At 73.1% G+C, this 24191-nt stretch carries 26 protein-coding genes; 18 read left to right on the plus strand and 8 right to left on the minus strand.

Translation table 11 applies throughout. The features are described 5' to 3' along the window. From AC3X7R_RS04165 to AC3X7R_RS04200, 8 genes are all read left to right on the plus strand, one after another. Positions 1–414 (plus strand): DUF2520 domain-containing protein (locus tag AC3X7R_RS04165; protein ID WP_489964311.1); only part of this gene is annotated, 414 nt, incomplete at its 5' end. Beyond that, on the plus strand, positions 411–1331 hold the full coding sequence (gene panC, locus AC3X7R_RS04170) for a pantoate--beta-alanine ligase (RefSeq protein ID WP_489964312.1): 921 nt from the start codon (positions 411–413) through the stop codon (positions 1329–1331). The genes AC3X7R_RS04165 and panC, both read left to right, overlap by 4 nt. Beyond that, the gene (gene panD, locus AC3X7R_RS04175) at positions 1331–1747 is read left to right on the plus strand and encodes an aspartate 1-decarboxylase (RefSeq protein ID WP_489964313.1); all 417 of its coding nucleotides are present in this window, start codon (positions 1331–1333) and stop codon (positions 1745–1747) included. Before panC ends, panD begins: the two co-directional genes overlap by 1 nt. Before the next feature lie 4 nt (positions 1748–1751). Next, the gene (locus AC3X7R_RS04180) at positions 1752–3470 is read left to right on the plus strand and encodes an L-aspartate oxidase (protein ID WP_489964314.1); all 1719 of its coding nucleotides are present in this window, start codon (positions 1752–1754) and stop codon (positions 3468–3470) included. Next, complete coding sequence (gene nadC, locus AC3X7R_RS04185; protein WP_489964315.1) at positions 3467–4378, plus strand: carboxylating nicotinate-nucleotide diphosphorylase; 912 nt, start codon at positions 3467–3469, stop codon at positions 4376–4378. The genes AC3X7R_RS04180 and nadC overlap by 4 nt, the downstream gene beginning before the upstream one ends. Further along, positions 4375–5157 (plus strand): type III pantothenate kinase, encoded by a 783-nt coding sequence (locus AC3X7R_RS04190; protein WP_489964316.1) that lies wholly within the window; start codon positions 4375–4377, stop codon positions 5155–5157. Before nadC ends, AC3X7R_RS04190 begins: the two co-directional genes overlap by 4 nt. A 151-nt stretch (positions 5158–5308) precedes the next feature. After that, positions 5309–5650 carry a histone-like nucleoid-structuring protein Lsr2 gene (locus AC3X7R_RS04195; RefSeq protein WP_489964317.1) on the plus strand — a complete coding sequence of 114 codons (342 nt, stop codon included), beginning with the start codon at positions 5309–5311 and terminating at the stop codon, positions 5648–5650. Between the two features lie 187 nt (positions 5651–5837). Continuing rightward, positions 5838–8411: an ATP-dependent Clp protease ATP-binding subunit gene (locus AC3X7R_RS04200; protein ID WP_489964318.1), complete on the plus strand. Its 2574-nt coding sequence runs from the start codon at positions 5838–5840 to the stop codon at positions 8409–8411. A gap of 82 nt (positions 8412–8493) precedes the next feature. On the opposite strand, the gene AC3X7R_RS04205 is transcribed toward AC3X7R_RS04200, so the two are convergent. Continuing rightward, complete coding sequence (locus tag AC3X7R_RS04205) at positions 8494–9375, minus strand: HhH-GPD family protein (protein WP_489964319.1); 882 nt, start codon at positions 9373–9375, stop codon at positions 8494–8496. Continuing rightward, positions 9368–10087: an AIM24 family protein gene (locus AC3X7R_RS04210; protein WP_489964320.1), complete on the minus strand. Its 720-nt coding sequence runs from the start codon at positions 10085–10087 to the stop codon at positions 9368–9370. Before AC3X7R_RS04210 ends, AC3X7R_RS04205 begins: the two co-directional genes overlap by 8 nt. A gap of 89 nt (positions 10088–10176) precedes the next feature. Here AC3X7R_RS04210 and AC3X7R_RS04215 point away from each other — a divergent pair, with 89 nt between their 5' ends. Beyond that, the gene (locus AC3X7R_RS04215; RefSeq protein WP_489964321.1) at positions 10177–11079 is read left to right on the plus strand and encodes a hypothetical protein; all 903 of its coding nucleotides are present in this window, start codon (positions 10177–10179) and stop codon (positions 11077–11079) included. Between the two features lie 33 nt (positions 11080–11112). On the opposite strand, the gene disA is transcribed toward AC3X7R_RS04215, so the two are convergent. Next, entirely contained in the window at positions 11113–12207 is a 1095-nt protein-coding gene (gene disA, locus AC3X7R_RS04220) for a DNA integrity scanning diadenylate cyclase DisA (protein WP_489965125.1), read from the minus strand. A 49-nt stretch (positions 12208–12256) separates the two neighbouring features. After that, positions 12257–13678 carry a DNA repair protein RadA gene (gene radA, locus AC3X7R_RS04225; protein WP_489964322.1) on the minus strand — a complete coding sequence of 474 codons (1422 nt, stop codon included), beginning with the start codon at positions 13676–13678 and terminating at the stop codon, positions 12257–12259. A gap of 131 nt (positions 13679–13809) precedes the next feature. Between radA and AC3X7R_RS04230 the strand changes: the two genes are divergently transcribed. Next, positions 13810–14820: a LacI family DNA-binding transcriptional regulator gene (locus tag AC3X7R_RS04230; RefSeq protein WP_489964323.1), complete on the plus strand. Its 1011-nt coding sequence runs from the start codon at positions 13810–13812 to the stop codon at positions 14818–14820. A gap of 23 nt (positions 14821–14843) precedes the next feature. On the opposite strand, the gene AC3X7R_RS04235 is transcribed toward AC3X7R_RS04230, so the two are convergent. The 3 genes from AC3X7R_RS04235 to AC3X7R_RS04245 all read right to left on the minus strand — a co-directional run bounded on the left by AC3X7R_RS04235 (position 14844) and on the right by AC3X7R_RS04245 (position 17086). Next, positions 14844–15443 (minus strand): class I SAM-dependent methyltransferase, encoded by a 600-nt coding sequence (locus AC3X7R_RS04235; RefSeq protein ID WP_489964324.1) that lies wholly within the window; start codon positions 15441–15443, stop codon positions 14844–14846. Positions 15444–15571: 128 nt separating this feature from the next. Continuing rightward, positions 15572–16207 (minus strand): VOC family protein, encoded by a 636-nt coding sequence (locus AC3X7R_RS04240; protein ID WP_489964325.1) that lies wholly within the window; start codon positions 16205–16207, stop codon positions 15572–15574. A 102-nt stretch (positions 16208–16309) separates the two neighbouring features. Then, complete coding sequence (locus AC3X7R_RS04245) at positions 16310–17086, minus strand: DUF3109 family protein (protein WP_489964326.1); 777 nt, start codon at positions 17084–17086, stop codon at positions 16310–16312. Positions 17087–17126: 40 nt separating this feature from the next. On the opposite strand from AC3X7R_RS04245, the gene AC3X7R_RS04250 reads away from it, so the two are divergent. Genes AC3X7R_RS04250 through proC form a run of 6 tightly spaced genes read left to right on the plus strand, consistent with a single transcriptional unit; the run spans position 17127 to position 22114 of the window. Continuing rightward, a complete protein-coding gene (locus AC3X7R_RS04250) occupies positions 17127–18059 on the plus strand; it encodes a Ppx/GppA family phosphatase (RefSeq protein ID WP_489964327.1) in 933 nt (310 codons plus the stop codon). A gap of 10 nt (positions 18060–18069) precedes the next feature. Beyond that, entirely contained in the window at positions 18070–18873 is an 804-nt protein-coding gene (locus AC3X7R_RS04255; RefSeq protein ID WP_489964328.1) for a sugar phosphate isomerase/epimerase family protein, read from the plus strand. A 13-nt stretch (positions 18874–18886) separates the two neighbouring features. Continuing rightward, on the plus strand, positions 18887–19594 hold the full coding sequence (locus AC3X7R_RS04260; protein WP_489964329.1) for an ABC transporter ATP-binding protein: 708 nt from the start codon (positions 18887–18889) through the stop codon (positions 19592–19594). Further along, complete coding sequence (locus tag AC3X7R_RS04265; RefSeq protein ID WP_489964330.1) at positions 19591–20328, plus strand: ABC transporter permease; 738 nt, start codon at positions 19591–19593, stop codon at positions 20326–20328. The genes AC3X7R_RS04260 and AC3X7R_RS04265 overlap by 4 nt, the downstream gene beginning before the upstream one ends. Before the next feature lie 9 nt (positions 20329–20337). After that, positions 20338–21285 (plus strand): proline dehydrogenase family protein, encoded by a 948-nt coding sequence (locus tag AC3X7R_RS04270; protein ID WP_489964331.1) that lies wholly within the window; start codon positions 20338–20340, stop codon positions 21283–21285. Between the two features lie 16 nt (positions 21286–21301). Continuing rightward, a complete protein-coding gene (gene proC, locus AC3X7R_RS04275; RefSeq protein ID WP_489964332.1) occupies positions 21302–22114 on the plus strand; it encodes a pyrroline-5-carboxylate reductase in 813 nt (270 codons plus the stop codon). A 3-nt stretch (positions 22115–22117) separates the two neighbouring features. Here the strand turns inward: proC and AC3X7R_RS04280 are convergent, their stop codons facing one another. Beyond that, a complete protein-coding gene (locus AC3X7R_RS04280; RefSeq protein ID WP_489964333.1) occupies positions 22118–22630 on the minus strand; it encodes a YflT domain-containing protein in 513 nt (170 codons plus the stop codon). 152 nt (positions 22631–22782) lie between these two features. Between AC3X7R_RS04280 and AC3X7R_RS04285 the strand changes: the two genes are divergently transcribed. Next, positions 22783–23535, plus strand: coding sequence for a hypothetical protein (locus AC3X7R_RS04285; protein WP_489964334.1), 753 nt, complete (start codon positions 22783–22785; stop codon positions 23533–23535). Continuing rightward, the gene (locus AC3X7R_RS04290) at positions 23532–24137 is read left to right on the plus strand and encodes a class F sortase (protein WP_489964335.1); all 606 of its coding nucleotides are present in this window, start codon (positions 23532–23534) and stop codon (positions 24135–24137) included. Before AC3X7R_RS04285 ends, AC3X7R_RS04290 begins: the two co-directional genes overlap by 4 nt. Positions 24138–24191 lie beyond the last annotated feature (54 nt).

Here is a 24191-nt window from a genome sequence, read left to right on the forward strand (position 1 = left end):
ACCCTCTACCACGCCGGGCTGGCCCACGGCTCCAACCACCTGGTCACGCTGGTGACCGAGGCGATGGAGATGCTGGCCGCCTCCGGCGCCGACCAGCCGGCGGCGATCCTGCGCCCCCTGCTCTCCGCTGCCCTGGACAACGCGCTGGACCACGGCGACGCGGCGCTGACCGGTCCCATCGTGCGCGGCGACGTGCAGACGGTGGCGGCCCACCTGGTCGACCTGCAGGCCAACGCACCCCAGACGGTGCCGTCGTACGTCGCGCTCGGTCGCGCCACGCTCGGCCGGGTGGTGACCGACGGCCGCGTGCTGCCGATCCGCGCCGCCAGGATCCTCGAGCTGCTCGACGCCGCGGCCCGCGGGGTCGAGGTGACCGGGCTGCTGCGCACCGACGAGGGTCGTCCGGCCCGATGAACGGCGACGTCCACCTCGCGCAGAGCCGCGAGGAGCTCACCGGGCTTCTCGGCCGGCCGGCGGGGCCTGCCCGGGTCGCCCTGGTGCCGACGATGGGCGCCCTGCACGAGGGGCACGCGAGCCTGGTCCGCGAGGCGCGACGCCGGGTCGGACCCCAGGGCCACGTGGTGGTCAGCATCTTCGTCAACCCGCTCCAGTTCGCGCCCGGGGAGGACCTGGACCGCTACCCGCGCACCCTCGAGGCGGACCTGGCACTCTGCGCGGCCGAGGGGGCCGACGTGGTCTTCGCGCCGCGGGCCGAGGAGGTCTACCCCGGTGGGGTGCGCGCAGGCCACACCGACGAGCAGATCACCGTCGACCCGGGTCCGCTGGCCCAGGAGCTCGAGGGGGTCACCCGGCCCACTCACTTCCGTGGGGTGCTCACGGTGGTCGCCAAGCTCCTCGGGCTGGTCCGCCCCGACGTGGCGGTCTTCGGCGAGAAGGACTACCAGCAGCTGGTGCTGGTGCGGCAGATGGCCGCCAACCTCTGCCTGGGCGTCGAGGTGGTCGGGGCCGAGACCGTCCGCGAGCCCGACGGCCTGGCGCTGAGCAGCCGCAACCGCTACCTCGACCCCGAGCAGCGGTTCCGCGCCGCCGCCCTCCACCGGGTGCTGGCGGCGGCCGACGAGGCCGCCTGCTGGGGGCCCGACGTCGCCCTGGAGGCCGCCCGTGCCGAGCTGCGGGAGTCCCACGGCGTCGACCTGGACTACCTCGAGCTGCGCACCCCCGAGCTGACCCCCCTGACCGGCGTGCTGCCCGAGGGCACCCCGGCCAGGATCCTCATCGCCGCGCGCGTGGGCTCCACGCGGCTGATCGACAACCTGCCCCTGACTCTCGGCCTCCGCCGGGAGCCGCGCGCCACCGAAGGAGAACGCTGATGCTGCGCACCATGATGAAGAGCAAGATCCACCGGGCCACCGTGACCCAGGCCGACCTGCACTACGTGGGCTCGGTCACCGTCGACGAGGACCTGCTGGACGCGGCCGACCTGCTCTCCGGCGAGCTCGTCCACATCGTCGACGTCACCAACGGCGCCCGGCTGGAGACCTACACGATCGCCGGCGAGCGAGGCTCGGGGGTGATCGGCATCAACGGTGCCGCCGCCCGCCTGGTCCACCCCGGCGACGTGGTCATCCTGATCGGCTACGGCCAGATGGAGACGGCCGAGGCCAAGGAGTACCAGCCGGCGGTCGTCTTCGTCGACGGGGAGAACAAGATCCTCGCCACCGGCTTCGACCCGGCGGAGACCTTCGGCGACCCCTCGCTGAAGCGCGGCGACCTGATCGGTCGCTGAGTAGGTGGTCCAGCACCTGGCGGCCCCCGGGGTCCCGGCCCGTCTCGTCGCGCCGGCGCCGGGGTGGACCACCCGTGCCGACGTGGTGGTCGTGGGCTCGGGGATCGCCGGCCTGACCGCCGCGCTGCGCATCGACGCGGCCGATCCCGGCCTCAAGGTCCTGGTGGTGACCAAGGACGTCCTGGACGCCGGGTCGACCCAGTGGGCGCAGGGCGGCATCGCCGCGGCGCTCGGCCCCGGTGACACCCCCGAGCAGCACGAGCACGACACCCTGGTGGCCGGCGCGGGTGCCTGCGACGTGGAGGCGGTCCGGACCCTGGTCACCGAGGGCCCGGCCGCCGTGCACGAGCTGATCGCGCTGGGCACTGAGTTCGACCACCATCCCGACGGGGAGCTGAGCCTGACCCGTGAGGGCGGGCACCTGCGCGACCGGATCGCGCACGCCGGCGGCGACGCCACCGGGGCCGAGATCCAGCGCGCCCTGATCGCCGCCGTCGAGCGCGCCCCGCAGATCGAGGTGGTGCAGCACGCCCTCGCCGTCGACCTGCTGCTCGCCGAGGACGGCGGCGTCGCCGGGCTCACCCTCCACGTGCTCGGCGAGGGCCAGCGCGACGGGGTGGGGGCGGTGCACGCGCGCGCGGTGGTCCTCGCCAGCGGCGGCCTCGGCCAGGTCTTCTCCCAGTCCACCAACCCGGCGGTCGCGACCGGGGACGGCATGGCGCTGGCGATGCGGGCGGGCGCGGTGGTGCGTGACCTCGAGTTCGTCCAGTTCCACCCCACGGTGATGTACCTGGGGCCCGACTCCCAGGGCCAGCAGCCGCTGATCTCCGAGGCGGTCCGCGGCGAGGGCGCCTTCCTGGTCGACTGGGAGGGGCGACGGGTGATGGAGGGGGTCCACGAGCTGGCCGACCTGGCACCCCGCGACGTGGTGGCCAAGGCCCTCACCCGCCGGATGCTGGAGACCGGGCGGCCGCACATGTGGCTGGACGCCCGCCACCTGGGTGCGGCGTTGTGGGAGCACCGGTTCCCCACCATCCTCAGCGTCTGCCGCTCCCACGGGGTCGACCCGGTCACCGAGCCGATCCCGGTCTCGCCGGCCCAGCACTACGCCTCCGGGGGCGTGGCCACCGACCTGGACGGCCGCACGACGGTCCCCGGCCTCTACGCGACCGGCGAGGTCGCCTGCTCGGGGGTGCACGGGGCCAACCGGCTGGCCTCCAACTCGCTGCTGGAGGGCCTGGTCTTCTCGCGGCGGATCGCCGAGGTGCTCCCCGGTGAGCTCCGCCCCTGGGCCGAGCCGAACGCCGACCGCCGCAGCGAGGACGGCTGGCTGGTCCCGGGGGCGGCACGCCGCCCGCTCCAGGAGCTGATGACCCGCCACGTCGGGGTGCTGCGCCACGACGACGGGCTGCGTGAGGCGCTCGCCGACCTCGCCGCGCTGGCGGAGGCCGGCGTGCGGGAGCCCGCGGCCCCGGGCGTCGACGCGTGGGAGACGACCAACCTGCTCACCGTCAGCGCCGCCCTGGCCCACGCCGCGCTGCTGCGCACCGAGACCCGCGGCTCCCACTGGCGCGAGGACCACCCCGACCGCGACCCGCGCGTCGCCGGCCACGTCGACGCCTGGCTCGAGGACGGCGAGATCGACTCCCGGTGGTCCCCGTCGCCCTCCACCGACCCCACCGACGCCCACCCGCCCACCCTCGCGTCAGGGAGCACCGCATGAGTCCGTCGTACGCCGCCCTTCCCGACGACCTCGCCGGCGAGCTCTGGGTCGCCGGCCTCGACCCGGAGGCGGTGTGCCGGCTGATCCTGGCGGGTCTGGAGGAGGACCTGCCCGACGACGGGGTGGACACCACCAGCGTCGCCACGATCCCGGCCGACCAGCAGGGCACCGCCGGCTTCCACGCCCGGGAGCCCGGCGTGGTCTCCGGGCTGGGGGTCGCGGCGGCCGTCTTCGCCGTGGTGATGGGCGACGACGTGCAGGTCACCGACCGGCTGCCGGACGGCGCCCGGGTGGCCGCGGGTGACCGGGTGATGACGGTCAGCGGGCCCACCCGGGGCCTGCTGACCGCGGAGCGGACCGCCCTCAACTTCGCCAGCCACCTCTCCGGGGTGGCCACCGGCACCGCGCGCTGGGTCGAGGCGCTCCACGGGACCCGGGCCAGGGTGCTCGACACCCGCAAGACGCTGCCGGGCTGGCGGGCCCTGCAGAAGTACGCCGTGCGCTGCGGCGGCGGGGTCAACCACCGCTTCAGCCTGACCGACATGGCGATGGTCAAGGACAACCACGTGGTGGCCGCCGGGGGCGTCGTGCCGGCGCTCGAGGCGGTCCGCGAGGCGTTCCCCGGTCTGCCGGTGGAGGTGGAGGTCACCGACCTCGGCCAGCTCGCCGAGCTCCTCGACGCCGGCTGCGACCGCGTGCTGCTCGACAACATGGAGACCGCGACGATGGCCGAGGCGGTGCGGTTGCGCGACCGGCACCCGCGGGCCGCCGCGGTCGAGCTGGAGGCCTCCGGCGGGCTGACCCTGGCGCGCGCCCGGGAGGTCGCCGAGACCGGGGTCGACTACATCTCGGTGGGGGCGCTGACCCACTCGGTGACGGTCTTCGACCTCGGGATGGACCTGGCATGAGCGCCCTGCTGGCGGCCGACATCGGCAACAGCAGCACGGTGCTCGGTCTCCTGGTGGGGGAGGAGGTGGTGGCCCACTGGCGGGTCGCCACCGACGAGCGGCGCACCAGCGACGAGTGGGCGGTGCTGGTGCGCGGGCTGCTCGCCGACACCGAGCACGGGTCGCGGCTGTCGGGGATCGCGGTCTGCGCGACCGTGCCGGCGGTGCTGGCGGAATGGCGGGAAATGCTCGCCACATATTTCTCCGACCTTTCCTCGGTCATCGTCGAGCCCGGCGTGCGCACCGGAATCCCGGTGCTGATGGACAATCCGCGGGAGGTGGGCGCGGACCGCATCGTCAATGCCCTCGCCGCGGCCAGGATCTATGGCGGGCCGGCGATCGTCGTCGACTTCGGGACCGCCACCACTTTCGACGTGGTCAACGACCAGAACGCCTACGTCGGCGGCGCCATCGCCCCCGGCATCGAGATCTCCCTGGAGGCGCTGGGGCGTCGCGGCGCCCAGCTGCGCAAGGTCGAGCTCAAGCGCCCCCGGCAGGTGATCGCCAAGAACACGGTGGAGGCGCTCCAGTCGGGGATGCTCTTCGGGGTCGCCGCCCAGGTCGAGGGCATGGTGTCCCGGATGGTCGCCGAGCTCGGCGCCGACCCGGCGCAGGTGCGGGTCATCGCCACCGGGCACCTGGCACCCCTGGTGCTGGGGGAGAGCCACTGCTTCACCGCGCACGCGCCGTGGCTGACGATCCAGGGTCTGCGGATGGTGCACGAACGCAATTGCCAGTAACTCGGCCGAAGGCCGGAGAATTCACCGTGGTCGCGTGCGGCGCAATCCCCAAAAAGTGAGTACATCCTTTTTGCCGGGGGAATTGTCGCGGCAATATTCCGTGTGGCAAGGTGGTGGGGTTGCTCCGACCAGAAGTAAGGAATTGAATCCTGTGGCTCAAAAGGTGAACATCGTGCTGGTCGACGACCTCGACGGCAGCGAGGCGACCGAGACGGTCAGCTTCGCCTTGGACGGCACCTCCTACGAGATCGATCTCAACGACGACAACGCCGCGGCCCTGCGTGAGGCGCTGAGCGGCTACGTGGGCCACGCCCGCAAGGCGTCCGGTGGTCGTCGCGGCGGTGCCCGGCGCTCGTCCGGCTCGACCAGCGGCTCCGCCGGTGGCCCGAGCGCCGCCGACGTCCGCGCCTGGGCCCGTGACAACGGCTTCGAGCTCTCCGAGCGGGGCCGGGTGCCGGCCGAGGTCCGCCGGGCCTACGACGCCGCGCACTGAGGGGAGTCCCGCCGACCCGCCCTGTTCGCTGTCAGCGGACCGCGTGGGGTCGGTCACCGGGAACACGTAGGCTGTCGGGAGAGTTGGAACTCGTGTCCGCACCCCCGCTGCCCCGACCCTGGTCGGTACGTCGCGAGGGGGACACACGACGTACCACCTGTGCACACTGCTGAGAATCGAGGCGCACATGTTCGAGCGGTTCACCGACCGAGCCCGACGAGTTGTCGTGCTGGCCCAGGAAGAGGCCCGCATGCTCTCCCACAACTACATCGGTACCGAGCACATCCTGCTCGGGCTGATCCACGAGGGCGAGGGTGTCGCGGCCAAGGCGCTCGAGTCCCTCGACATCTCGCTGGAGGCCGTGCGCGCCCAGGTCGAGGAGATCATCGGCCAGGGCCAGCAGGCGCCGTCCGGTCACATCCCCTTCACCCCGCGCGCCAAGAAGGTCCTCGAGCTCTCGCTGCGCGAGGCGCTCCAGCTCGGCCACTCCTACATCGGCACCGAGCACATCCTGCTCGGGCTGATCCGGGAGGGCGAGGGCGTCGCCGCGCAGGTGCTCCAGAAGCTCGGCGCCGACCTCAACCGGGTCCGCCAGCAGGTCATCCAGCTGCTCTCGGGCTTCCAGGGCAAGGAGGCGGCGGGTGCCGCGGCCGGCCCCGGCGCCAGCGGGAGCGAGGCGCCGTCCTCGTCGCTGGTGCTCGACCAGTTCGGGCGCAACCTGACCCAGGCGGCCCGCGAGGGCAAGCTCGACCCGGTCATCGGGCGCGAGCAGGAGATCGAGCGGGTCATGCAGATCCTCTCCCGCCGCACGAAGAACAACCCGGTGCTGATCGGCGAGCCCGGCGTCGGAAAGACGACGATCGTCGAGGGCCTGGCCCAGGACATCGTCAAGGGCAACGTCCCCGAGACGCTCAAGGACAAGCAGATCTACACCCTCGACCTGGGTGCGCTGGTGGCGGGCAGCCGCTACCGCGGTGACTTCGAGGAGCGCCTCAAGAAGGTGCTCAAGGAGATCCGCACCCGCGGCGACATCGTGCTCTTCATCGACGAGATCCACACCCTGGTGGGTGCCGGTGCCGCCGAGGGCGCGATCGACGCCGCCAGCATCCTCAAGCCGATGCTGGCCCGCGGCGAGCTGCAGACCATCGGTGCCACCACGCTCGACGAGTACCGCAAGTACCTGGAGAAGGACGCCGCGCTCGAGCGCCGCTTCCAGCCCATCCAGGTCGCCGAGCCGTCGATCGCGCACACGATCGAGATGCTCAAGGGGCTGCGCGACCGCTACGAGGCCCACCACCGGGTCACCATCACCGACGAGGCCCTGGTCTCCGCGGCGACCCTGGCCGACCGCTACATCTCCGACCGCTTCCTGCCGGACAAGGCGATCGACCTGATCGACGAGGCGGGCTCGCGCCTGCGGATCCGCCGGATGACGGCGCCGCCGGACCTGCGTGCCTTCGACGACCAGATCGGCGAGGTCCGCGAGCGCAAGGAGGCGGCGATCGACGGGCAGGACTTCGAGGCCGCGGCCCGCCTGCGCGACGAGGAGAAGCAGCTCATCGCCAAGAAGTCCGAGCGTGAGAAGCAGTGGCGCGCGGGGGACATGGACGAGATCGCCGAGGTCGACGAGGAGCTCATCGCCGAGGTCCTGGCGGTCGCGACCGGCATCCCGATCGTCAAGCTCTCCGAGGCGGAGTCCACCCGCCTGCTCAACATGGAGGAGGAGCTCCACAAGCGGGTCATCGGGCAGGAGGAGGCCGTCAAGGCGCTCTCCCGTGCCATCCGGCGTACCCGTGCCGGCCTGAAGGACCCCAAGCGTCCTGGCGGCTCGTTCATCTTCGCCGGGCCCTCGGGCGTCGGCAAGACGTGGCTCTCCAAGACGCTGGCCGACTTCCTCTTCGGCGACGAGGACTCCCTGATCCAGCTCGACATGAGCGAGTTCTCCGAGAAGCACACCGTCTCGCGGCTCTTCGGCTCGCCTCCGGGCTACGTGGGCTACGAGGAGGGTGGTCAGCTGACCGAGAAGGTGCGGCGCAAGCCGTTCTCGGTGGTCCTCTTCGACGAGGTCGAGAAGGCGCACCCGGACATCTTCAACTCGCTGCTCCAGATCCTGGAGGAAGGTCGCCTGACCGACTCCCAGGGCCGGGTCGTCGACTTCAAGAACACCGTCATCATCATGACGACCAACCTCGGCACCCGGGACATCGCCAAGTCGGTCAACCTGGGCTTCGCCCAGGTCGGCGACGCGGCGGGCTCCTACGACCGGATGAAGAGCAAGGTCGCCGACGAGCTCAAGCAGCACTTCCGGCCCGAGTTCCTCAACCGTGTCGACGAGATCATCGTCTTCCCGCCGCTCTCGCAGGCGCAGATCGTCTCGATGGTCGACAACATGATCGCCGCCGTCGAGCTGCGTCTGCGCGACCGGGACATGCAGCTCGAGCTCACGCCCGCCGCCAAGCAGCTGCTCGCCGTCCGGGGCTTCGACCCGGTGCTCGGTGCCCGGCCGCTGCGTCGCACGGTGCAGCGGGAGATCGAGGACACCCTGGCCGAGAAGATGCTCTTCGGCGAGGTCGGCCCCGGCCAGATCATCCTGGTCGACGTCGAGGGCGAAGGGCCGTCCGCGACCTTCACGTTCCACGGCCAGAAGGTCAACGCGCTGCCCGACATGCCCCCGCTCGAGACCGCCGACACCGGGGTCGCCCCGATCGAGGGTCCCGACGACTCCGCCGGCCCGGTGGACGTCCCCCGCGCGGAGGACTGAGTCCCGTTCCACGCCATCCCGGCCGCCCCTCGTGGGCGGCCGGGATGGCTGCGTTCTGGGGCCGCCCGCCCCACCGACCCCGTCAGGGCAGCGCGTAGGTGGTCGGCGACGTCGCGACGGCCAACCCGTCGGCGACCAGGCCGGCCAGGCAGCGCTCCCGCTGGACCGGGTCCGGCCAGGCCGGCTCGATGCTGCTGCGGTGCACGGGACCCTCGGTCTCCCGGAGGACGGCCATGATCCGGCCGCGGCACTGCCGGTCCGTGCCGTCCCAGGTCTGGCCGCGTCGCGGGGGGCCGTCGTACGCCGGGTAGCCGGCCGCGCGCCAGGCGCACAGGTCGGCCACCGGGCAGGAGTCGCACCGCGGGTTGCGGGCGGTGCAGACGAGCGCGCCCAGCTCCATCACGGCCACCGACCAGGTGGCGGCGGTGGCCGGGTCCTCGGGGAGCAGTCCCGCGGCGTCGCGCCGCTCGTGGGCCCGGACCGCGTCCGGCGGGAACTCGACGCCGCGCAGCACCCGGTGGTGCACGCGCCGCACGTTGGTGTCGAGCACCGCGGTCCGACGCCCGAACGCGAAGGCGGCGATGGCCGCCGCGGTGTAGTCGCCGACCCCCGGCAGCGCCCGCAGCGCGTCGGCGGTGGAGGGCACCTCCCCGGCGTGGTCGTCGACGAGAGCGGTCGCCGCGGCGTGCAGGCGCAGCGCCCGCCGCGGATAGCCCAGCCGTCCCCAGGCCCGCAGCGCCTCCCCGACCGAGTCCTGGGCCAGGGCAGCCGGGGTGGGCCACCGCGCCAGCCAGGCGGCGTGGACCGGCAGCACCCGGGCGACCGGCGTCTGCTGGAGCATGAACTCCGAGACCATCACCGACCACGGCGAGGCCTCGGGGCGACGCCAGGGCAGGTCGCGGGCGTGCTCGTCGTACCAGCCCAGCAGGCGGGCGTGCAGCACGCCGTGGATCGGCTCAACCACCGAGGACGTCGCCGAGGAAGCCGCCCGAGCTCGAGCCGCCGTCCTCCGGCCCCTGCCGCGGGCCCTCCGAGGGCTGGACGACGACGAAGCCGGGGCCGTGGAAGACGTACTGGAACGCCTCGCCGCTGCCGCCACGGAGCATCGACCGGAGGTTCATCGAGCTCTGCACGGTCGGCTGCAGGCCCGCGGACCAGCAGACGACGGCGTTGACGTCGACGTACGTCGGGTGACGGCTGCAGTCCAGGACGAGCGGGGTGCCGTGACAGGTCAGCGCCACCCGGCCGTGGCCGCGCAGGAGCGTGTTGAAGGCCCCGGCGGCCACCATGCCGACCCCCTTCACCCGGTGGACGTCGTGGTCGAGGGCGGACTCGAAGGCCAGCAGGCTGGCTCCCGAGACGCTCAGCGCGTCGTGCGGTCCTTCGAGGTCGACCAGGAAGACGTGGCGCCCGGAGTCGGCGAAGAAGACCTGGCCCTCTCCGGAGACCGTCATCAACGGGGTGTCCTCGCTGGTGGCGGAACGTCTGAGCCAGCGGCCCAGGGAGCCCGCCGACTTGTGCTCGAAGGACACCTGTCCCTGGTAGGCCACCATCGACCCCTTGGTCGCGACCACGGGAGGGCCCAGCGTCGCCCTGAGGAGGTAGCCGTTCTGCAGCGCCAGCGCCTCGGGTGACGAGACCTCCTCGTGGACGCGGGAGAAGAGATCACCACGCATGCGCGGAAGCCTAGACGCAACGCCGTGAGAACGTGGTCCGTACGGTGTGGCACCCACCACTCGGCGCTCCGGCTCGATAGCGTGCCGGCATGTCTGCGCTGACCGCACCCAAGGGGCCGCTGCCCGCCCGGGTGTACTGGTTCCGTCGGCTCCTGGTGCTCTCGACGGTCCTCGTCCTGCTCCTCGGTGCCGTGCGGCTCTTCGGCGGCCGCGGCGACGAGACGCCCGAGGCGGACGTGCAGGCCACGACCGCCGGAGCCGAGGTGGCCCCCGAGGACGACGGCGCCGCCGCGCCGGAGGCTCCCGTGGACGAGCCCGCGGGCAAGAAGGGCGCCGGCAAGCAGGAGCCGACCGCAGAGCCGACCGCAGAGCCGACCGCAGAGCCGACCCCGGAGCCCACCCCCGAGCCGACGCCGGAGCCCCCGCCGCTGCCGACCCCGACCGGGCCGTGCGTCAACGGCGACGTCGTGGTCACCCCCCTCGTCGGGGCGCCCCGCGTGGACGGGAAGGTGGACATGGCGCTGGTGCTGCGCACCCAGACCACTCCCGCCTGCACCTGGCAGGTCTCGGCCGAGACGGTGACGATCAAGATCAGCTCGGGCAGCGACGACTACTGGTTCAGCAGTCACTGCCCCGGCTCGCTGCCGGCGCAGGACGTCGTGCTCTACCAGGCCACCGACACCACGGTCCCCTTCGTGTGGAGCGGCCGCCGCTCGGATCCCGAGTGCTCCCGGGCGACCGACTGGGCGCAGCCCGGCTTTTACCACGTCATGGCGGCCGCGTTCGAGGGCGAGCCGACCGAGGTGCAGTTCGAGCGCACGCGCGCCTCGATCACCGCGACCCGGGCCCCGGAGCCGGAGCCCGCCCCGGGGACGAAGAAGAGCAAGAAGAAGACCAAGAACCAGAAGAACAAGACCAAGAAGAAGCCCGCTCAGTCCACCCCCGCGACGCCCGAGCCCTCGGGCGCGGTCGAGCCCACGCCGGCCGACTGATCGGACCGCACGGCGCGGCGGCCGTGGCGGAGCTCAGACGTAGCGCTCGAGGATGCTCGACTCGGCCAGCCGGGAGAGTCCCTCGCGGACGCTGCGGGCGCGGAGGTCGCCGACACCGTCCACCACCTGGAGGTCGTCGATCCCCGCGGAGAGCAGCTGCTGGAGCCCGCCGAAGTGCTCGACCAGGCGGTCGACGACCGGGCTCGGCAGCCGGGGCACCTTGGCGAGCAGGCGGTAGCCACGGGGGGCGACCGCGCCGTCGAGGTGGTCGCCGGTGGTGAGGCTGAGGGCCTTGGCCACCGCGGCCGGGTCGACCAGCTCGGTGGGGGAGAGCAGCCCGAGGTCGTCGAGGAGAGCCTCCGGCGAGGTGGTCTTCCCGCTCGGCAGGTAGTCGCGGATGACCAGCTCGCGGTCGGCGTCGACCCCGGTGATCAGCTCCTCGAGCTGGAGGGAGAGCAGCCGGCCGTCGGTGCCGAGCTCGAGCACGTAGTCCTCGATCTCGCGGGCAATGCGGGTGACCATCTCGAGCCGCTGGGCGACCACCGCGACGTCGCGCACGGTGACGAGGTCCTCGATCTCCAGCGCGGAGAGGGTCGAGGAGACCTCGTCGAGACGCAGCTTATAGCGCTCCAGGGTGGCCAGCGCCTGGTTGGCGCGGGAGAGGATCTGGCCCGAGTCCTCCAGGACGTAGCGGGTCTCGCCGACGTAGACGGCGATGATCTGCATCGACTGCGAGACCGAGATGACCGGGAAGCCGGTCTGCCGGGCGACCCGGTCGGCGGTGCGGTGCCGGGTGCCGGTCTCCTCGGAGAAGATGGTGTGGTCGGGCATCAGGTGGACGGCGGCGCGGTGGATCCGCGAGACGTCCTTGTCGATGATGATCGCGCCGTCCATCTTGGCGAGCTCGCGCAGGCCGGTGGCGGTGAAGGGGACGTCGAGGGTGAAGCCACCGCTGGCGATGGAGTCGACGAGCTTGTCGTGACCGAGCACGATGAGCGCGCCGGTGCGCCCGCGCAGGATCCGCTCGAGTCCGTCGCGCAGGTGGGTGCCGGGAGCGATCGTGGCCAGCGTCGCCCGTAGGCGCAGGCTCTCGTCGCTGCGCTCGATGCCGACCAAGGCGCCCTCCATCACGGACCACGTCACCACTGAAACGCCTGTGGCTGCAGCGCTCCGCGCGTCAGTCTATGGGACGCAGGGCGGTGGCGCGGGTCCTGGTGAGCCGCAGCAGCCCCAGAGCCGTGGCGACGTCGCCCACGTCGAGCACCTGCATGCCGTCCACGGTCCAGGACTCGGGGGACCGCGGGCCCGGCGGGGCGTTGCGCTCGCTGGGCACGACGGCGACCTTGAACCCCAGTCGCGCGGCCTCCGAGAGTCGCTGGGGGAGGTCGCGGACCCGGCGCAGCTCGCCGGCCAGCCCGATCTCGCCCATCGCGACCACCCCGGTCGGCGCCGCGATGCCGAACGTCGCCCCGGCCAGCGCGACCGCGATGGCCAGGTCGCTCGCCGGCTCGTGGATCCGGGCGCCGCCCACCGTGGAGACGAAGACGTCCATGTTGTGCAGCCGGATCTGGCAGTGCTGCTGGAGCACCGCCAGCACCATCGAGACCCGTGAGGAGTCGACACCCGAGGTGGTCCGCCGGGGGCGCTCGGCCGGCGTGGGCGCGACCAGGGCCTGCACCTCGGCCAGCAGGGGACGGCGTCCCTCCATGGTGACCGCCACGCAGGTGCCCGGCACCTGCTTGGAGTGGTGCTCGACGAAGAGGCCGGTGGGATCGGTGACCGCCCGGATGCCCTGCGCGGAGAGGTCGAAGCAGCCGACCTCGTCGACCGGGCCGAAGCGGTTCTTCATCGCCCGCACCATCCGGAAGCGCGAGTTGCGGTCGCCCTCGAAGTGGAGCACCACATCGACGAGGTGCTCCAGCACCCGCGGCCCGGCGATCGAGCCGTCCTTGGTGACGTGGCCGACGATCACGGTGGTGATGTTGCGGGTCTTGGCGACCCGGACCAGCGCCGCGGCCACCTCCTTGACCTGGGTGACGCCGCCGGGCACGCCCTCGAGCCCGGAGGCGCCGATGGTCTGGATCGAGTCGACCACCAGCAGCGTGGGCTTGACCTGCTCGATGTGGCTCAGGACGGCGCCGAGGTCGGTCTCGGCGGCGAGGTAGAGCTCGTCGTGGACGGCGTCGGTGCGGTCGGCGCGCAGCCGCACCTGGGAGGCGGACTCCTCGCCGGTGATGTAGAGGGTGCGGTGCTTGTGCCGCGCGGTCTGGGCGGCCACCTCCAGCAGCAAGGTGGACTTGCCGACCCCCGGCTCCCCGGCGAGCAGGATCGCGGCCCCCGGGACGAGCCCGCCGCCGAGCACCCGGTCGAGCTCGGCCACCCCGCTGGAGCGGAACGCCGACTCCAGCACCGAGACCTGGCCGATCGGCACGGCCGCGGTGGTCACCGCGCTCGCCTGGGTGCGCCCGACCGGGGCGGCCGCGGCCTCCGCGACCGAGCCCCACGCCTGGCACTCGCCGCAGCGACCCACCCACTTGCCGGTCTCCCACCCGCACTCGGAGCAGCGGTACGCGGGGCGGGTCCGGGCCTGTTTGCTCATGGGGCAGACGCTAGGCCACGCCGCCGACACCGCCGACGGTGCCGCGAGGGGGAGGTATGCGCCTATGCTCTCTTTGGATCGATCAAGGACGGGCCGCAGGCCGGTCCCGCACCGGTCGGAGGGGGTGCACGGTGGCGGTCAACCCACCCACGCTGGCGGACGTCGCGGAGCGCGCCGGCGTCTCCCGCCAGACCGTCTCCAACGCGGTCAACAGCCCCCACCTGCTGCGTCCCGAGACGCTCCTGCGGGTGCGCACGGCGATCCAGGACCTCGGCTACTCGCCCAACCGGGCCGCGCGCAACCTGCGGACCAGGCACTCCCACCTGGTGGGCCTGCGGTTCACCCCGGCCCAGGAGGGCACCGCCAACGCGCTGATGGACCGCTTCCTGCACAAGCTCGTCGCGACCGCGGCCCTCACCGGCTACCACGTCCTCCTCTTCTCCGACGACGACACCGAGCCGCTCCAGGCCTACGACGACCTGCTCCGCTCGACCGCGGTGGACGCCTTCGTCGTCACCGACACCTACCTGGGCGCCCCGCAGGCCGCCTTCCTCACCCAGCAGCGAGCCCCGTTCGTGGCCTTCGGCCGTCCCTGGGAGGATCCGGCGGCGACCCACGCGTGGGTCGACGTCGACGGGGCCGCCGGGACGGCGCTGGCCACCGACCACCTCCTGGACCGGGGCCACTCCCGGGTGGCCTGGATCGGGTGGCGCAAGGACTCCTTCATCGGCGAGGACCGCCGCGCGGGCTGGGTCCAGGCGATGCGTGTCCGCGGCCTCTCCACCAGCGGGCTGGCCTCCCGGGTGGAGGACACGGTCGCCAGCGGGCGCGAGGCCGCCGCCGTGCTGCTGGACGAGGCGTCCCCGAGCGCCTTCGTCTGCGCCTCCGACACCCTCGCCATGGGGGTGCTCCACCTGCTCGCCGAGCGCGGCCTGGTGGCCGGGCACGACGTGGCCGTGGTCGGTTTCGACGACTCCCAGGTGGCCCAGGTGGCGCCGGGCGGCCTCACCTCGGTGCGGCCGCCGCTGGAGGAGGTGGCGGTCGAGGTGGTGACCGCGCTGCGCCGGGTCCTCAGCACGCCGCCCCAGGCCAACACCGGGGTCCTGCTCACCCCCACCCTGGCCTGCCGCGGCTCGAGCTGACCCTGGCCGGGCGGTTCACGGCCTCAGTAGTGCCGCCACCACACGTTGACCGCGTAGTCGACCTCGGTGGGTGAGCCGCCGGCGCGCCACTCGGCCAGGACCGCCTCCGCGGTCGCCGCGTCGAACTCGATCCGCACCACCGCCGCCAGGTCCGCGGCGTCGGCGAACGACCACCGGGTCAGCACCGGGGTGCGGCTCCAGCCGCGCCCCGACCAGAACCGCTCCACCTCGGCCGCGTCGATGGTGGGGTAGCCGCGGCGGAACCAGCGGCCGAACGTCGAGCGGGTGGGGTCGTTGTCGACGACGAACGCGGTGCCGCCGCGGCGTACCACCCGGTCCAGCTCGGCGAGGCCGGGCTCGCAGCCGGGCCCGAAGAAGTAGGCCCACCGGGCCTGCACCACGTCGACCGACGCGTCGGGCAGCGGCAGGTCCTGCGCGCTGCCCGCGAGCACGCTCACGTGGGGGATCCGCCGGGTACGCCGTCGGGCGAGCGAGACCAGCGGAGGGTGCGGCTCCACCCCGATCACCGAGGCGGCCTGCTCGGCCCAGCGGGGCAGGTGGAAGCCGGAGCCGCAGCCGACGTCGAGGAAGGTGCGGGCGCGCCAGCCGGCCACCTCCGTCATCGCGGCCTCGACCAGTCGGTCGGGGTCGAAGGCGTGGTTCTCCAGCTCGTAGGTGGAGGTGTGGTGCCAGATGTTGGGGCTCGGCGTGGCGCCGTGCCGCCGGAGCGGTCGGGTGATGACCGGCTCCGTCAGATGCGGACCAGGCCGGTGGGGGTCTGGACGTTGACCGCCATCAGCCCGGGGGTGCCGTTGGGTGCGACCCAGTCGACCTTGACGTCCTCCAGCGGGGCCTCGACCGGCTCCCCGAGCCACTCGCTGACCCGCTGCGGGTCACCGGCGATCTCCAGGCAGGCCAGCGAGTACGCGCCGTCGGCCCCCTGGCTCGGGTGCAGGTCGGGGGTGAGCCACTTGATGAAGAAGGGCAGCTGGGGGTCGCCGATGAGCCCGTTGACGCCGATCTGCAGCCAGCGCAGCTCGGTGCCGTCGGGGCGGTGCCGGTTGCCGGGCACGGCCTCCCGGCCGAGGCGCTCCTCGACCACGTCGAGGTCGTCGACCGCGACGACCCAGCCGAGCCAGCCACCGCCGTCGGCGGAGCGGGCCTTGACCGCCTGGCCGAAGGGCGCCTTGTCGGAGGCGGGGTGGTCGAGGGCCTCGACGATCTCGAGGTAGGTCCGGCCGGCGAGCGGCAGGATCATGTTGCGGGTGCCGAAACGAGGGTGCACACCGCCATCGAGGAACTCACGACCCAGCAGTCCCCCGATGCGCGCGGCCGTCGCGGCCAAGCCGTCCGGTCCGGCGGCATATGAGATGTGGTCCAAGCGCATATCAAGCATTGTGGACCGTCGTGTCCGGGCGTCCTCACCGGGGTGCTGGTCTCTTGACGTCGAGCCTTCCGGGGGCCCGACCGGTCCCGGTGCGACGTGCGGTCAGCGCGGGTCGGCCGGGTGCAGCGCCAGCGCCGAGCGGGAGCGCAGGTGGGCCTCGCAGTGCCGCACCAGCTCGTCGTAGGCGGGTCGTCCCATCAGCTCCACCAGCTCGGCGGCGCTGGTCACGAAGAGCGGCTCGAGCGCCACGTGGGCCTCGGTGTTCCCCGAGCAGTACCAGTCCAGGTCGTGACCGCCCGGCCCCCAGCCGCGGCGGTCGTACTCGCTGATCGAGACCTCGGTGTAGGAGGTCCCGTCGGGCCGCTCGACGGTGCGGTAGGTCCGCCGGATCGGCAGCTGCCAGCAGACGTCCGGCTTCGTCTCCAGCGGGTTGCGCCCCTGCGCCAGCGCCAGCCCGTGCAGCGCGCAGCCGGCGCCCCCGGCACCGGTGTGCGGCGCGAAGTCGCTGCGGTTGTGGAAGACGCAGGCCTGCTGGCCGTCGACCGTCAGGGTGGCGGTCTTGCGCTCGCCCTCGTCCTCGACCTCGATCCAGTCGCCCTTGCGGACCTTGCGGCCGGGGTGGAACTGCCACAGCTCCGGCGTCAGCTGGTCGACGTACGCCGCCACCCGCCGCTCGTCGTCGGTGTCGCTGAAGTGCGCGCCCAGGGTGCAGCACCCGGTGTCCGGGGCGTCGGCGTAGATGCCCTGGCAGCCCCGGCCGAAGATGCAGGTGTAGGCCGAGGTCAGCCAGGTCAGGTCGCAGCGGAAGAGCTGGTCGGGGTCGGCAGGGTCCGCGAACTCGACGTACGCACGGGGGAAGACGAGGTCGACTTCTGACACAGGAGAACCCTACGTCGCGCCCGACGGGTACGTTGGAGACATGCGGCTCGGCGTCCTCGACATCGGCTCCAACACCGGCCACCTGCTGGTGGTGGACGCCCATGGTGGTGCCGCCCCGCTGCCCGCGTTCAGCCTCAAGGAGCCGCTCCGCCTCGCCGAGCACCTCGACGAGTCCGACGCGCTCGGCCCGGCCGGTGTGGAGGCACTCATCGAGTTCACCCGGCACGCGATCGTCTTCGCGGAGGAGAAGGGCTGCGAGGAGATCCTGGCGTTCGCCACCTCGGCGGTCCGGGAGGCGGTCAACACCGACGCCGTGCTCGACCGGGTCGAGGCCTCCACCGGGACCCGGATCAGCGTCCTCTCCGGCGAGGAGGAGGCACGGCTGACCTTCCTCGCAGTGCGCCGCTGGTTCGGGTGGTCGGCCGGGCGGCTTGCGGTCTTCGACATCGGCGGCGGCTCGCTGGAGATCGCCGGCGGCCCCGACGAGGCTCCCGACGTCGCCTGGTCGCTGCCGCTGGGGGCGGCCCGGCTGGCCCGGGACCGGCTCGGCCCCGGCGCCGACGAGGAGAGCGTGCGCGAGCTGCGTCGCTGGATCCGCACCCAGATCGCCCGCGACGCCGGCGGCCTGCTCCGCGGCGGCGCCCCGCACCGGGCGGCGGCCACCTCCAAGACGTTCCGCTCGCTGGCCCGCATCTGCGGGGCGGCCCCCTCCGCGCAGGGCCACCTGGTGCCCCGGGTGCTGCGCCGCGACGACCTCGCCCAGTGGCTGCCCAAGCTGGTCTCCGCCCCGCTCGCCGAGCTGGCGCAGCTGCCGGGCGTCTCACCGAGCCGGGCCCACCAGATCCTTCCCGGTGCCCTGGTGGCCGAGGCCGTGATGGACATCTTCGACCTTCCCGAGCTGGAGATCTGCCCGTGGGCGCTCCGCGAGGGCGTCATCCTGGAGCGCCTGGACCGCCTCTCGGTGCTGGACTGAGGGGGGTCAGGTGACGGCGTCGATCGGTCTCTCCTCCGCGTCGGTCTACCCCGAGTCGACCGCCCACGCCTTCTCCTACGCCGCGGCGCTGGGCTACGACGCGGTCGAGGTGATGGTCGGGATGGACGCGATCTCCCAACAGACGGCCGCCGTGCGCCAGCTCTCCGAGCACCACGGGATCCCGGTCTGCGCCGTCCACGCACCCTGTCTGCTGTGGACCCAGCGGGTCTGGGGGCTGGAGCCGTGGGGCAAGCTCGAGCGCTCCGCGCGGATGGCCCAGGCGCTGGGGGCGCCGGTGGTGGTGGTCCACCCGCCCTTCCGCTGGCAGCGGGAGTACGCGACCGGCTTCGAGGACGGGATCGCCGCCCTCGAGGCCTCGACCGGGATCCACTTCGCGGTGGAGAACATGTATCCCTGGCGCACCGGCACCGGGCGGCGTGGCCCCCGGACGATGGAGATGTACATGCCGCACTGGGACGTCTCCCTGGGCGACTACGCCCACACCACCCTGGACCTCTCCCACGCGGCGACCTCCCACTCCGACGTGGTCGACATGGCGGTGCGGATGGGCGACCGGCTGCGGCACGTCCACCTCACCGACGGGCGGGGGAGCGCCAAGGACGAGCACCTCGTGCCGGGGCGCGGGACCACCCGGGCCGACGAGCTGCTCGAGCTGCTGGCCGCGCAGGGGTTCGACGGCTCGGTGGTGCTGGAGATCAACACCCGCCGGTGCGGCACGGTCGAGGAGCGGGTCGCCGACCTCACCGAGTCCCTCGCCTTCGCCCGCCAGCACCTGGCCGTCGCGACGGGCTGAGGAGCCGGCCCGGATGGAGCACGTCGTGGAGGTCCGGGACCTGACGGTCGAGCGCGGCGGTCGCTCGGTGCTCCCGGGGATCTCCCTGGACGTCGGGCGCGGGGTGACCGGGCTGCTCGGGCCGAGCGGCTCCGGCAAGACCACGTTGATGCGCTGCCTGGTCGGCGGGCAGCGGGTCCGGTCCGGCACGGTCCAGGTGCTGGGGCTGCCGGCGGGGAGCAGCGCGCTGCGCGACCGCGTCGGCTACGTCACCCAGTCGGCGAGCGTCTACGACGACCTGACCGTCGCGGAGAACCTCCGATTCTTCGCCCGGGTGCTGGGGGTGGACGGCGGCGAGGTCGACGTCGCCCTGACGGCGGTGGACCTCACCGACCTCCGCGACCGGATCGTGGGCCGGCTCTCCGGTGGCCAGCGCAGCCGAGTCAGCCTGGCGGTGGCCCTGCTCGGCGCCCCGGACCTGCTGGTCCTCGACGAGCCGACGGTGGGGCTGGACCCGGTGCTGCGCCGGGACCTGTGGGACCTCTTCCACCGGCTGGCCGACGCCGGCACCGCCGTCCTGGTCTCCAGCCACGTGATGGACGAGGCCGAGCGCTGCGAGCGGCTGCTGCTGATGCGGGAGGGCCGGGTGATCTCCGACGGCACGCCCGCGCAGGTGCGCGAGCGCACCGGCGCCCCCGACATCGAGCAGGCGTTCCTGGCCCTCGTGGAGGGCCGGGCATGAGGCCGCGGACCACCCTCGCCGTCGCCGCGCGGGTGCTGACGCAGGTCCGCCGCGACCACCGGACCCTGGCCATGCTCATGGTGCTGCCCAGCGCCCTCACGGTGCTGCTGTGGTGGGTCTACGACGGACTTCCCGGCGAGGTCTTCGACCGGATCGCCCCGGCCCTGCTGGCGATCTTCCCCTTCCTCGTGATGTTCCTGGTCACCAGCGTGACGACGCTGCGTGAGCGCACCAGCGGCACGCTCGAGCGACTCCTCACCATGCCGATGGGACGGCTCGACTTCCTGGTGGGCTACGCCCTGGCCTTCGGGCTGCTCGCCGCCGTGCAGTCGGTGGTCGCCGTGGCGGTGACCGTGTGGGGGCTGGGCCTGGAGGTGCAGGGGCCGCTGTGGCTCCTCGCCGTGGTGGCGGTCTGCGACGCGGTGCTGGGCACCGCCCTGGGCCTCTTCGTCAGCGCCTTCGCCCGGACGGAGTTCCAGGCCGTCCAGTTCATGCCGGCCCTCGTCGTCCCGCAGATCCTGCTCTGCGGCCTGCTGGTGCCCCGCGACCGGATGCCGGCGGTGCTGGAGGCGGTCGGGGACGTGCTGCCGCTCTCCTTCGCGGTGGACGCCATCGGCACCCTGACCACCAGCGGCTCCACCGCGCAGGCGTGGCAGGACCTGGCGCTGGTGGCGGGCTGGGCGGTGGCGCTCCTCGGGCTCGGCGCACTGACCCTGTCGCGGCGCACCCCGTAGCCTGAACGCATGTCGTTGCTCCGCCAGCCCATCCTCATGCTGTCGCGCTCCGGGAAGGTCAAGGAGCTGATCAGCACCCTCCCGGTCTCCTCCGGGATCGTGGCGAGCTACGTGCCGGGGGAGACCACCGAGGCGGCCGTGCGTGCCACCGCCGACCTCGTCGACGAGGGGATGGCCGTCACGCTGGACTTCCTGGGGGAGGACACCACCGACCGCGCGCAGGCCGAGCGCACCGTCGCGGCGTACGTCGAGCTCCTCGAGCAGCTCTCGGCCCGCGGCCTGGGGCGCCAGGCCGAGGTCAGCGTCAAGCTCAGCGCGATCGGCCAGGCCCTCCCCGAGGAGGACGGGGTCTCCGGCCGGGCCGTCGCCCTGGCCGGTGCCCGGAAGATCTGCCTGGCCGCCCGCAACGCGGGCACCACGGTCACCTTGGACATGGAGGACCACACCACCACCGACGGGACCCTGGAGATCCTGCACGAGCTGCGCAAGGACTTCCCCGAGACCGGGGCGGTGCTGCAGGCCGCCCTCCTGCGCACCGAGGACGACTGCCGTGCACTCGCCCACGAGGGCTCCAGGGTGCGGCTGTGCAAGGGCGCCTACCTCGAGCCGGACGACGTGGCGCACCAGGACCGCGCCGAGATCGACAAGGCCTACGTGCGCTGCCTCAAGATCCTGCTAGCCGGCTACGGCTATCCGATGATCGCCACCCACGACCCCCGGATGATCCAGATCGCGACGTCGCTGGCCAGCCGCCACGGCCGGGTCCAGGGCACCTACGAGTTCCAGATGCTCTACGGGATCCGGCCCGCCGAGCAGCGACGCCTCGCGGCGGCCGGGGAGACGATGCGCGTCTACGTCCCGTACGGCCAGGAGTGGTACGGCTACCTGATGCGCCGCCTCGCCGAGAAGCCGGGCAACGTGTCGATGTTCCTCAAGTCGCTGGTCCGGAAGAAGTAGCGGCACAATGGCCGCCATGGCGACCACGAAGCAGACCGCGATCCTCGGCGCCGGTGTGATGGGCGAGACCCTCCTCTCCGGCCTGGTCCGGGCGGGCCGTCGGGTCGACACGCTCCTGGTGGGCGAGAAGCGTGCGGAGCGTGCGGCCGAGCTCGAGGAGCGGTACGGCGTCACGGTGCTCGGCAACGTCGAGGCTGCCGCGAAGGCCGAGACGGTCGCGCTGGTCGTGAAGCCCCAGGACATGGCCGACCTGCTCGCCGAGATCACCCCCGTGCTCCGCCCCGGTCAGCTGCTCGTCTCGCTCGCGGCCGGCATCACCACCGCGTGGATCGAGTCGCGGGTGCCCGCCGGCGTGGCGGTGGTCCGGGTGATGCCCAACACCCCGGCGCTGGTCGACGAGGGGATGGCCGCCATCTCGCCGGGCTTGCACTGCGACGAGGCGCACCTGGCCGAGGTGGAGGCGCTGATGGACTCCTGCGGCAAGGTGATGCGGGTGCCGGAGAAGCAGATGGACGCGGTGACCGCGATCTCCGGGTCCGGACCGGCCTACGTCTTCTTCGTGATCGAGTCGATGATCGAGGCGGGTGTCCACCTCGGGCTGCCTCGCGCGACCGCGACCGAGCTGGCGGTGCAGACCCTGGTGGGCTCGGCCATCATGCTCCGCGAGACGGGCACCCATCCGACCGTGCTGCGCGAGCAGGTCACCTCGCCGGCCGGCACCACGGCGGCCGCGCTGCGCGAGCTGGAGATCCACAAGGTGCGCGCGGCGTTCCTCGCCGCCATGGAGGCCGCGCGGGACCGTTCCCGCGAGCTGGCCGCCGACGCCTGAGGCTCAGCCGGCGAAGGGGTCGGGGAGCAGGCCCGGGGTGGCCGCCAGGATCTCTCGGGCCCGCTCCCGGTGCTTGTGCTCGACCAGCACCTCGTAGCGCGTGGCGACGACCGCCTGGATCGAGGAGAAGTCGCGTCGCCCCCGCGTCGCGGCGTAGCCGGCGAGGCCCCAGATGAGGCCGAAGACCGCCCCGAAGAGCGCGGCGGAGAGCATCATCGGCAGCCAGCCTCCGCCCTCGACGAAGAGCCCGAGGAGCAGGCCCAGGAAGATGCCGATCCACAGGCCCGAGAGCAGCCCGGCCACGGCCACCCGGCCCCAGGTGAGGCGGCCGGTGATCCGCTCGACCTGCTTGAGGTCCGTCCCGACGATCATGCAGTTCTCCACCGGGAACTCCTGGTCGGAGAGGTGGTCGACCGCCTTCTGGGCCTGCGCGTAGGTGTCGTAGACGGCCAGGGACTGGGGGAACTCGAGCGCGAGCGCGCGCGCGTTCGGGGTGTTCATCGAGGGTCCGGACATCCCTCCAGTCTGCCGCGCGAGCGTCCACGTGCCCAGAGGTGTGGTGTTCATCTCTTCACTTGCACAAGTCTTCAAGTGAAGAAACTGTCGACCTACGCTCGAAGGCGCGGGAGACGGGCGTCTTCCCGAGGACAGGAGGAGATGGAGGAGAGATGTCCACCCACGACGCGCCACGGCGCGCGACGAGCAGCTGGGTTCGGCTGGCTTCGGGACTCGCCGTCACGGGAGTCCTCGCCCTGGTGAGCGGGGGTCTGGTGATCGCGACCCACGGACCGGCCGCGGCCGACCCCACCCCGACCCCCACCCCGAGGCCGACGTACCTCCCGAATCCGACCCCGACCCCGGAGTCGACGCACGGCCCGACCCCGAAGCCGACCCCGACCCCGACCCCGAGGCCGACGTACCTCCCGAATCCGACCCCGACCCCGGAGTCGACGCACGGCCCGACCGCGGAGCCGACGCCGGAGCCCACGCACGAGCCCACGGGCGAGCCGACGGGCGAGCCGACGGGCGAGCCGACGGGCGAGCCGACGGGCGAGCCCAGCGTGACCCCGAGCCCTGAGCCGAGCGGGACGCCCACGACCGAGCCCGGTACGTCCGAGAGTCCGACCCCGGGTCAGCGTGACGAGGGTCAGCGCGGCAAGGGCCAGCGTGACGAGGGCCAGCGCGGCAAGGGCCGGCGTGCCGAGGGCCAGCGTGACGAGAGCCCGCGTGCCGAGGGCCAGCGCGACGGGGGCCGGCATGACGAGGAGGAGCGCGTCGCGGTGCCCCGCAGCGTCGACGCGGGTGTCGCGGGCTCTTCCTCGGCCACCACCTGGGGCGCCGGGCTGGTCGGCGGCGGCGCCGCGCTGCTGCTGAGCTCCGGCGGCGTCCTGGTCGCTGCCCGGCGGTTCGAGGAGGAGTGAGGGGGCAGGCACGACGCCGCCCGGGCCTCGCCCTCACCCTGCTCTGTCTTCTGGTCGTGACCGCGCTGCTGGGGGCCTGCCGGGGGACGGCGGAGACCGGGCAAGCCGGGGCCCGGCCACCCACCCGGGTCGACCCCGCTGCCCGCGGGGTCCCCCTCCGCCTCGAGGTGCCCGCGATCTCCGTCGACACCGAGGTGGTCCCGGTCTCGATGGGCGCGGACGGCGCGCTGGCCCCGCCGGCGGACGTCACCACGGTGGGGTGGTGGTCCCAGGGGGCGCTGCCCGGCAGCCGCCGGGGCGCCGTCCTGCTCGCCGGGCACTCCGTCAGCACCGGCGGCGGCGTCTTCGACGACCTCGCTGACCTCGCGCCGGGGGACGTGGTGCGGCTGCGCACCGACTCCGGCCGGATCGCCTACCGGGTGCACGAGGTGCGCAGCTACTCCAAGGAGGAGCTGGCGGCGGTCTCGCAACGGCTCTTCGGGCAGTCGACCCGCGGGCGGCTGCTGCTGGTGACGTGCTCGGAGTACCAGCGCGGCGCTTACCGGGGCAACACGGTCGTCATCGCCCACCCGGTCGATTGGTCCGCGGCCCCGGCGGGCTGAGCCGCCAGGGTGCACCTCGAGGTGCCGGTCGCGCGCGAGCGCGGGGGAACCTCG

This window comes from Nocardioides sp. Z22_16, from assembly GCF_058134365.1.

What these genes read in the sequence shown, in the direction of transcription:
- panC (WP_489964312.1), top strand. Translation starts at nt 411, where the DNA reads ATGAACGGCGACGTCCACCTCGCGCAGAGCCGCGAGGAGCTCACCGGG.
- panD (WP_489964313.1), top strand. Translation starts at nt 1,331, where the DNA reads ATGCTGCGCACCATGATGAAGAGCAAGATCCACCGGGCCACCGTGACC.
- nadC (WP_489964315.1), top strand. Translation starts at nt 3,467, where the DNA reads ATGAGTCCGTCGTACGCCGCCCTTCCCGACGACCTCGCCGGCGAGCTC.
- AC3X7R_RS04190 (WP_489964316.1), top strand. Translation starts at nt 4,375, where the DNA reads ATGAGCGCCCTGCTGGCGGCCGACATCGGCAACAGCAGCACGGTGCTC.
- AC3X7R_RS04200 (WP_489964318.1), top strand. Translation starts at nt 5,838, where the DNA reads ATGTTCGAGCGGTTCACCGACCGAGCCCGACGAGTTGTCGTGCTGGCC.
- AC3X7R_RS04210 (WP_489964320.1), bottom strand. Translation starts at nt 10,087, where the DNA reads ATGCGTGGTGATCTCTTCTCCCGCGTCCACGAGGAGGTCTCGTCACCC.
- AC3X7R_RS04215 (WP_489964321.1), top strand. Translation starts at nt 10,177, where the DNA reads ATGTCTGCGCTGACCGCACCCAAGGGGCCGCTGCCCGCCCGGGTGTAC.
- disA (WP_489965125.1), bottom strand. Translation starts at nt 12,207, where the DNA reads ATGGAGGGCGCCTTGGTCGGCATCGAGCGCAGCGACGAGAGCCTGCGC.
- radA (WP_489964322.1), bottom strand. Translation starts at nt 13,678, where the DNA reads ATGAGCAAACAGGCCCGGACCCGCCCCGCGTACCGCTGCTCCGAGTGC.
- AC3X7R_RS04235 (WP_489964324.1), bottom strand. Translation starts at nt 15,443, where the DNA reads ATGACGGAGGTGGCCGGCTGGCGCGCCCGCACCTTCCTCGACGTCGGC.
- AC3X7R_RS04240 (WP_489964325.1), bottom strand. Translation starts at nt 16,207, where the DNA reads ATGCGCTTGGACCACATCTCATATGCCGCCGGACCGGACGGCTTGGCC.
- AC3X7R_RS04250 (WP_489964327.1), top strand. Translation starts at nt 17,127, where the DNA reads ATGCGGCTCGGCGTCCTCGACATCGGCTCCAACACCGGCCACCTGCTG.
- AC3X7R_RS04260 (WP_489964329.1), top strand. Translation starts at nt 18,887, where the DNA reads ATGGAGCACGTCGTGGAGGTCCGGGACCTGACGGTCGAGCGCGGCGGT.
- AC3X7R_RS04265 (WP_489964330.1), top strand. Translation starts at nt 19,591, where the DNA reads ATGAGGCCGCGGACCACCCTCGCCGTCGCCGCGCGGGTGCTGACGCAG.
- AC3X7R_RS04270 (WP_489964331.1), top strand. Translation starts at nt 20,338, where the DNA reads ATGTCGTTGCTCCGCCAGCCCATCCTCATGCTGTCGCGCTCCGGGAAG.
- proC (WP_489964332.1), top strand. Translation starts at nt 21,302, where the DNA reads ATGGCGACCACGAAGCAGACCGCGATCCTCGGCGCCGGTGTGATGGGC.
- AC3X7R_RS04280 (WP_489964333.1), bottom strand. Translation starts at nt 22,630, where the DNA reads ATGTCCGGACCCTCGATGAACACCCCGAACGCGCGCGCGCTCGCGCTC.
- AC3X7R_RS04285 (WP_489964334.1), top strand. Translation starts at nt 22,783, where the DNA reads ATGTCCACCCACGACGCGCCACGGCGCGCGACGAGCAGCTGGGTTCGG.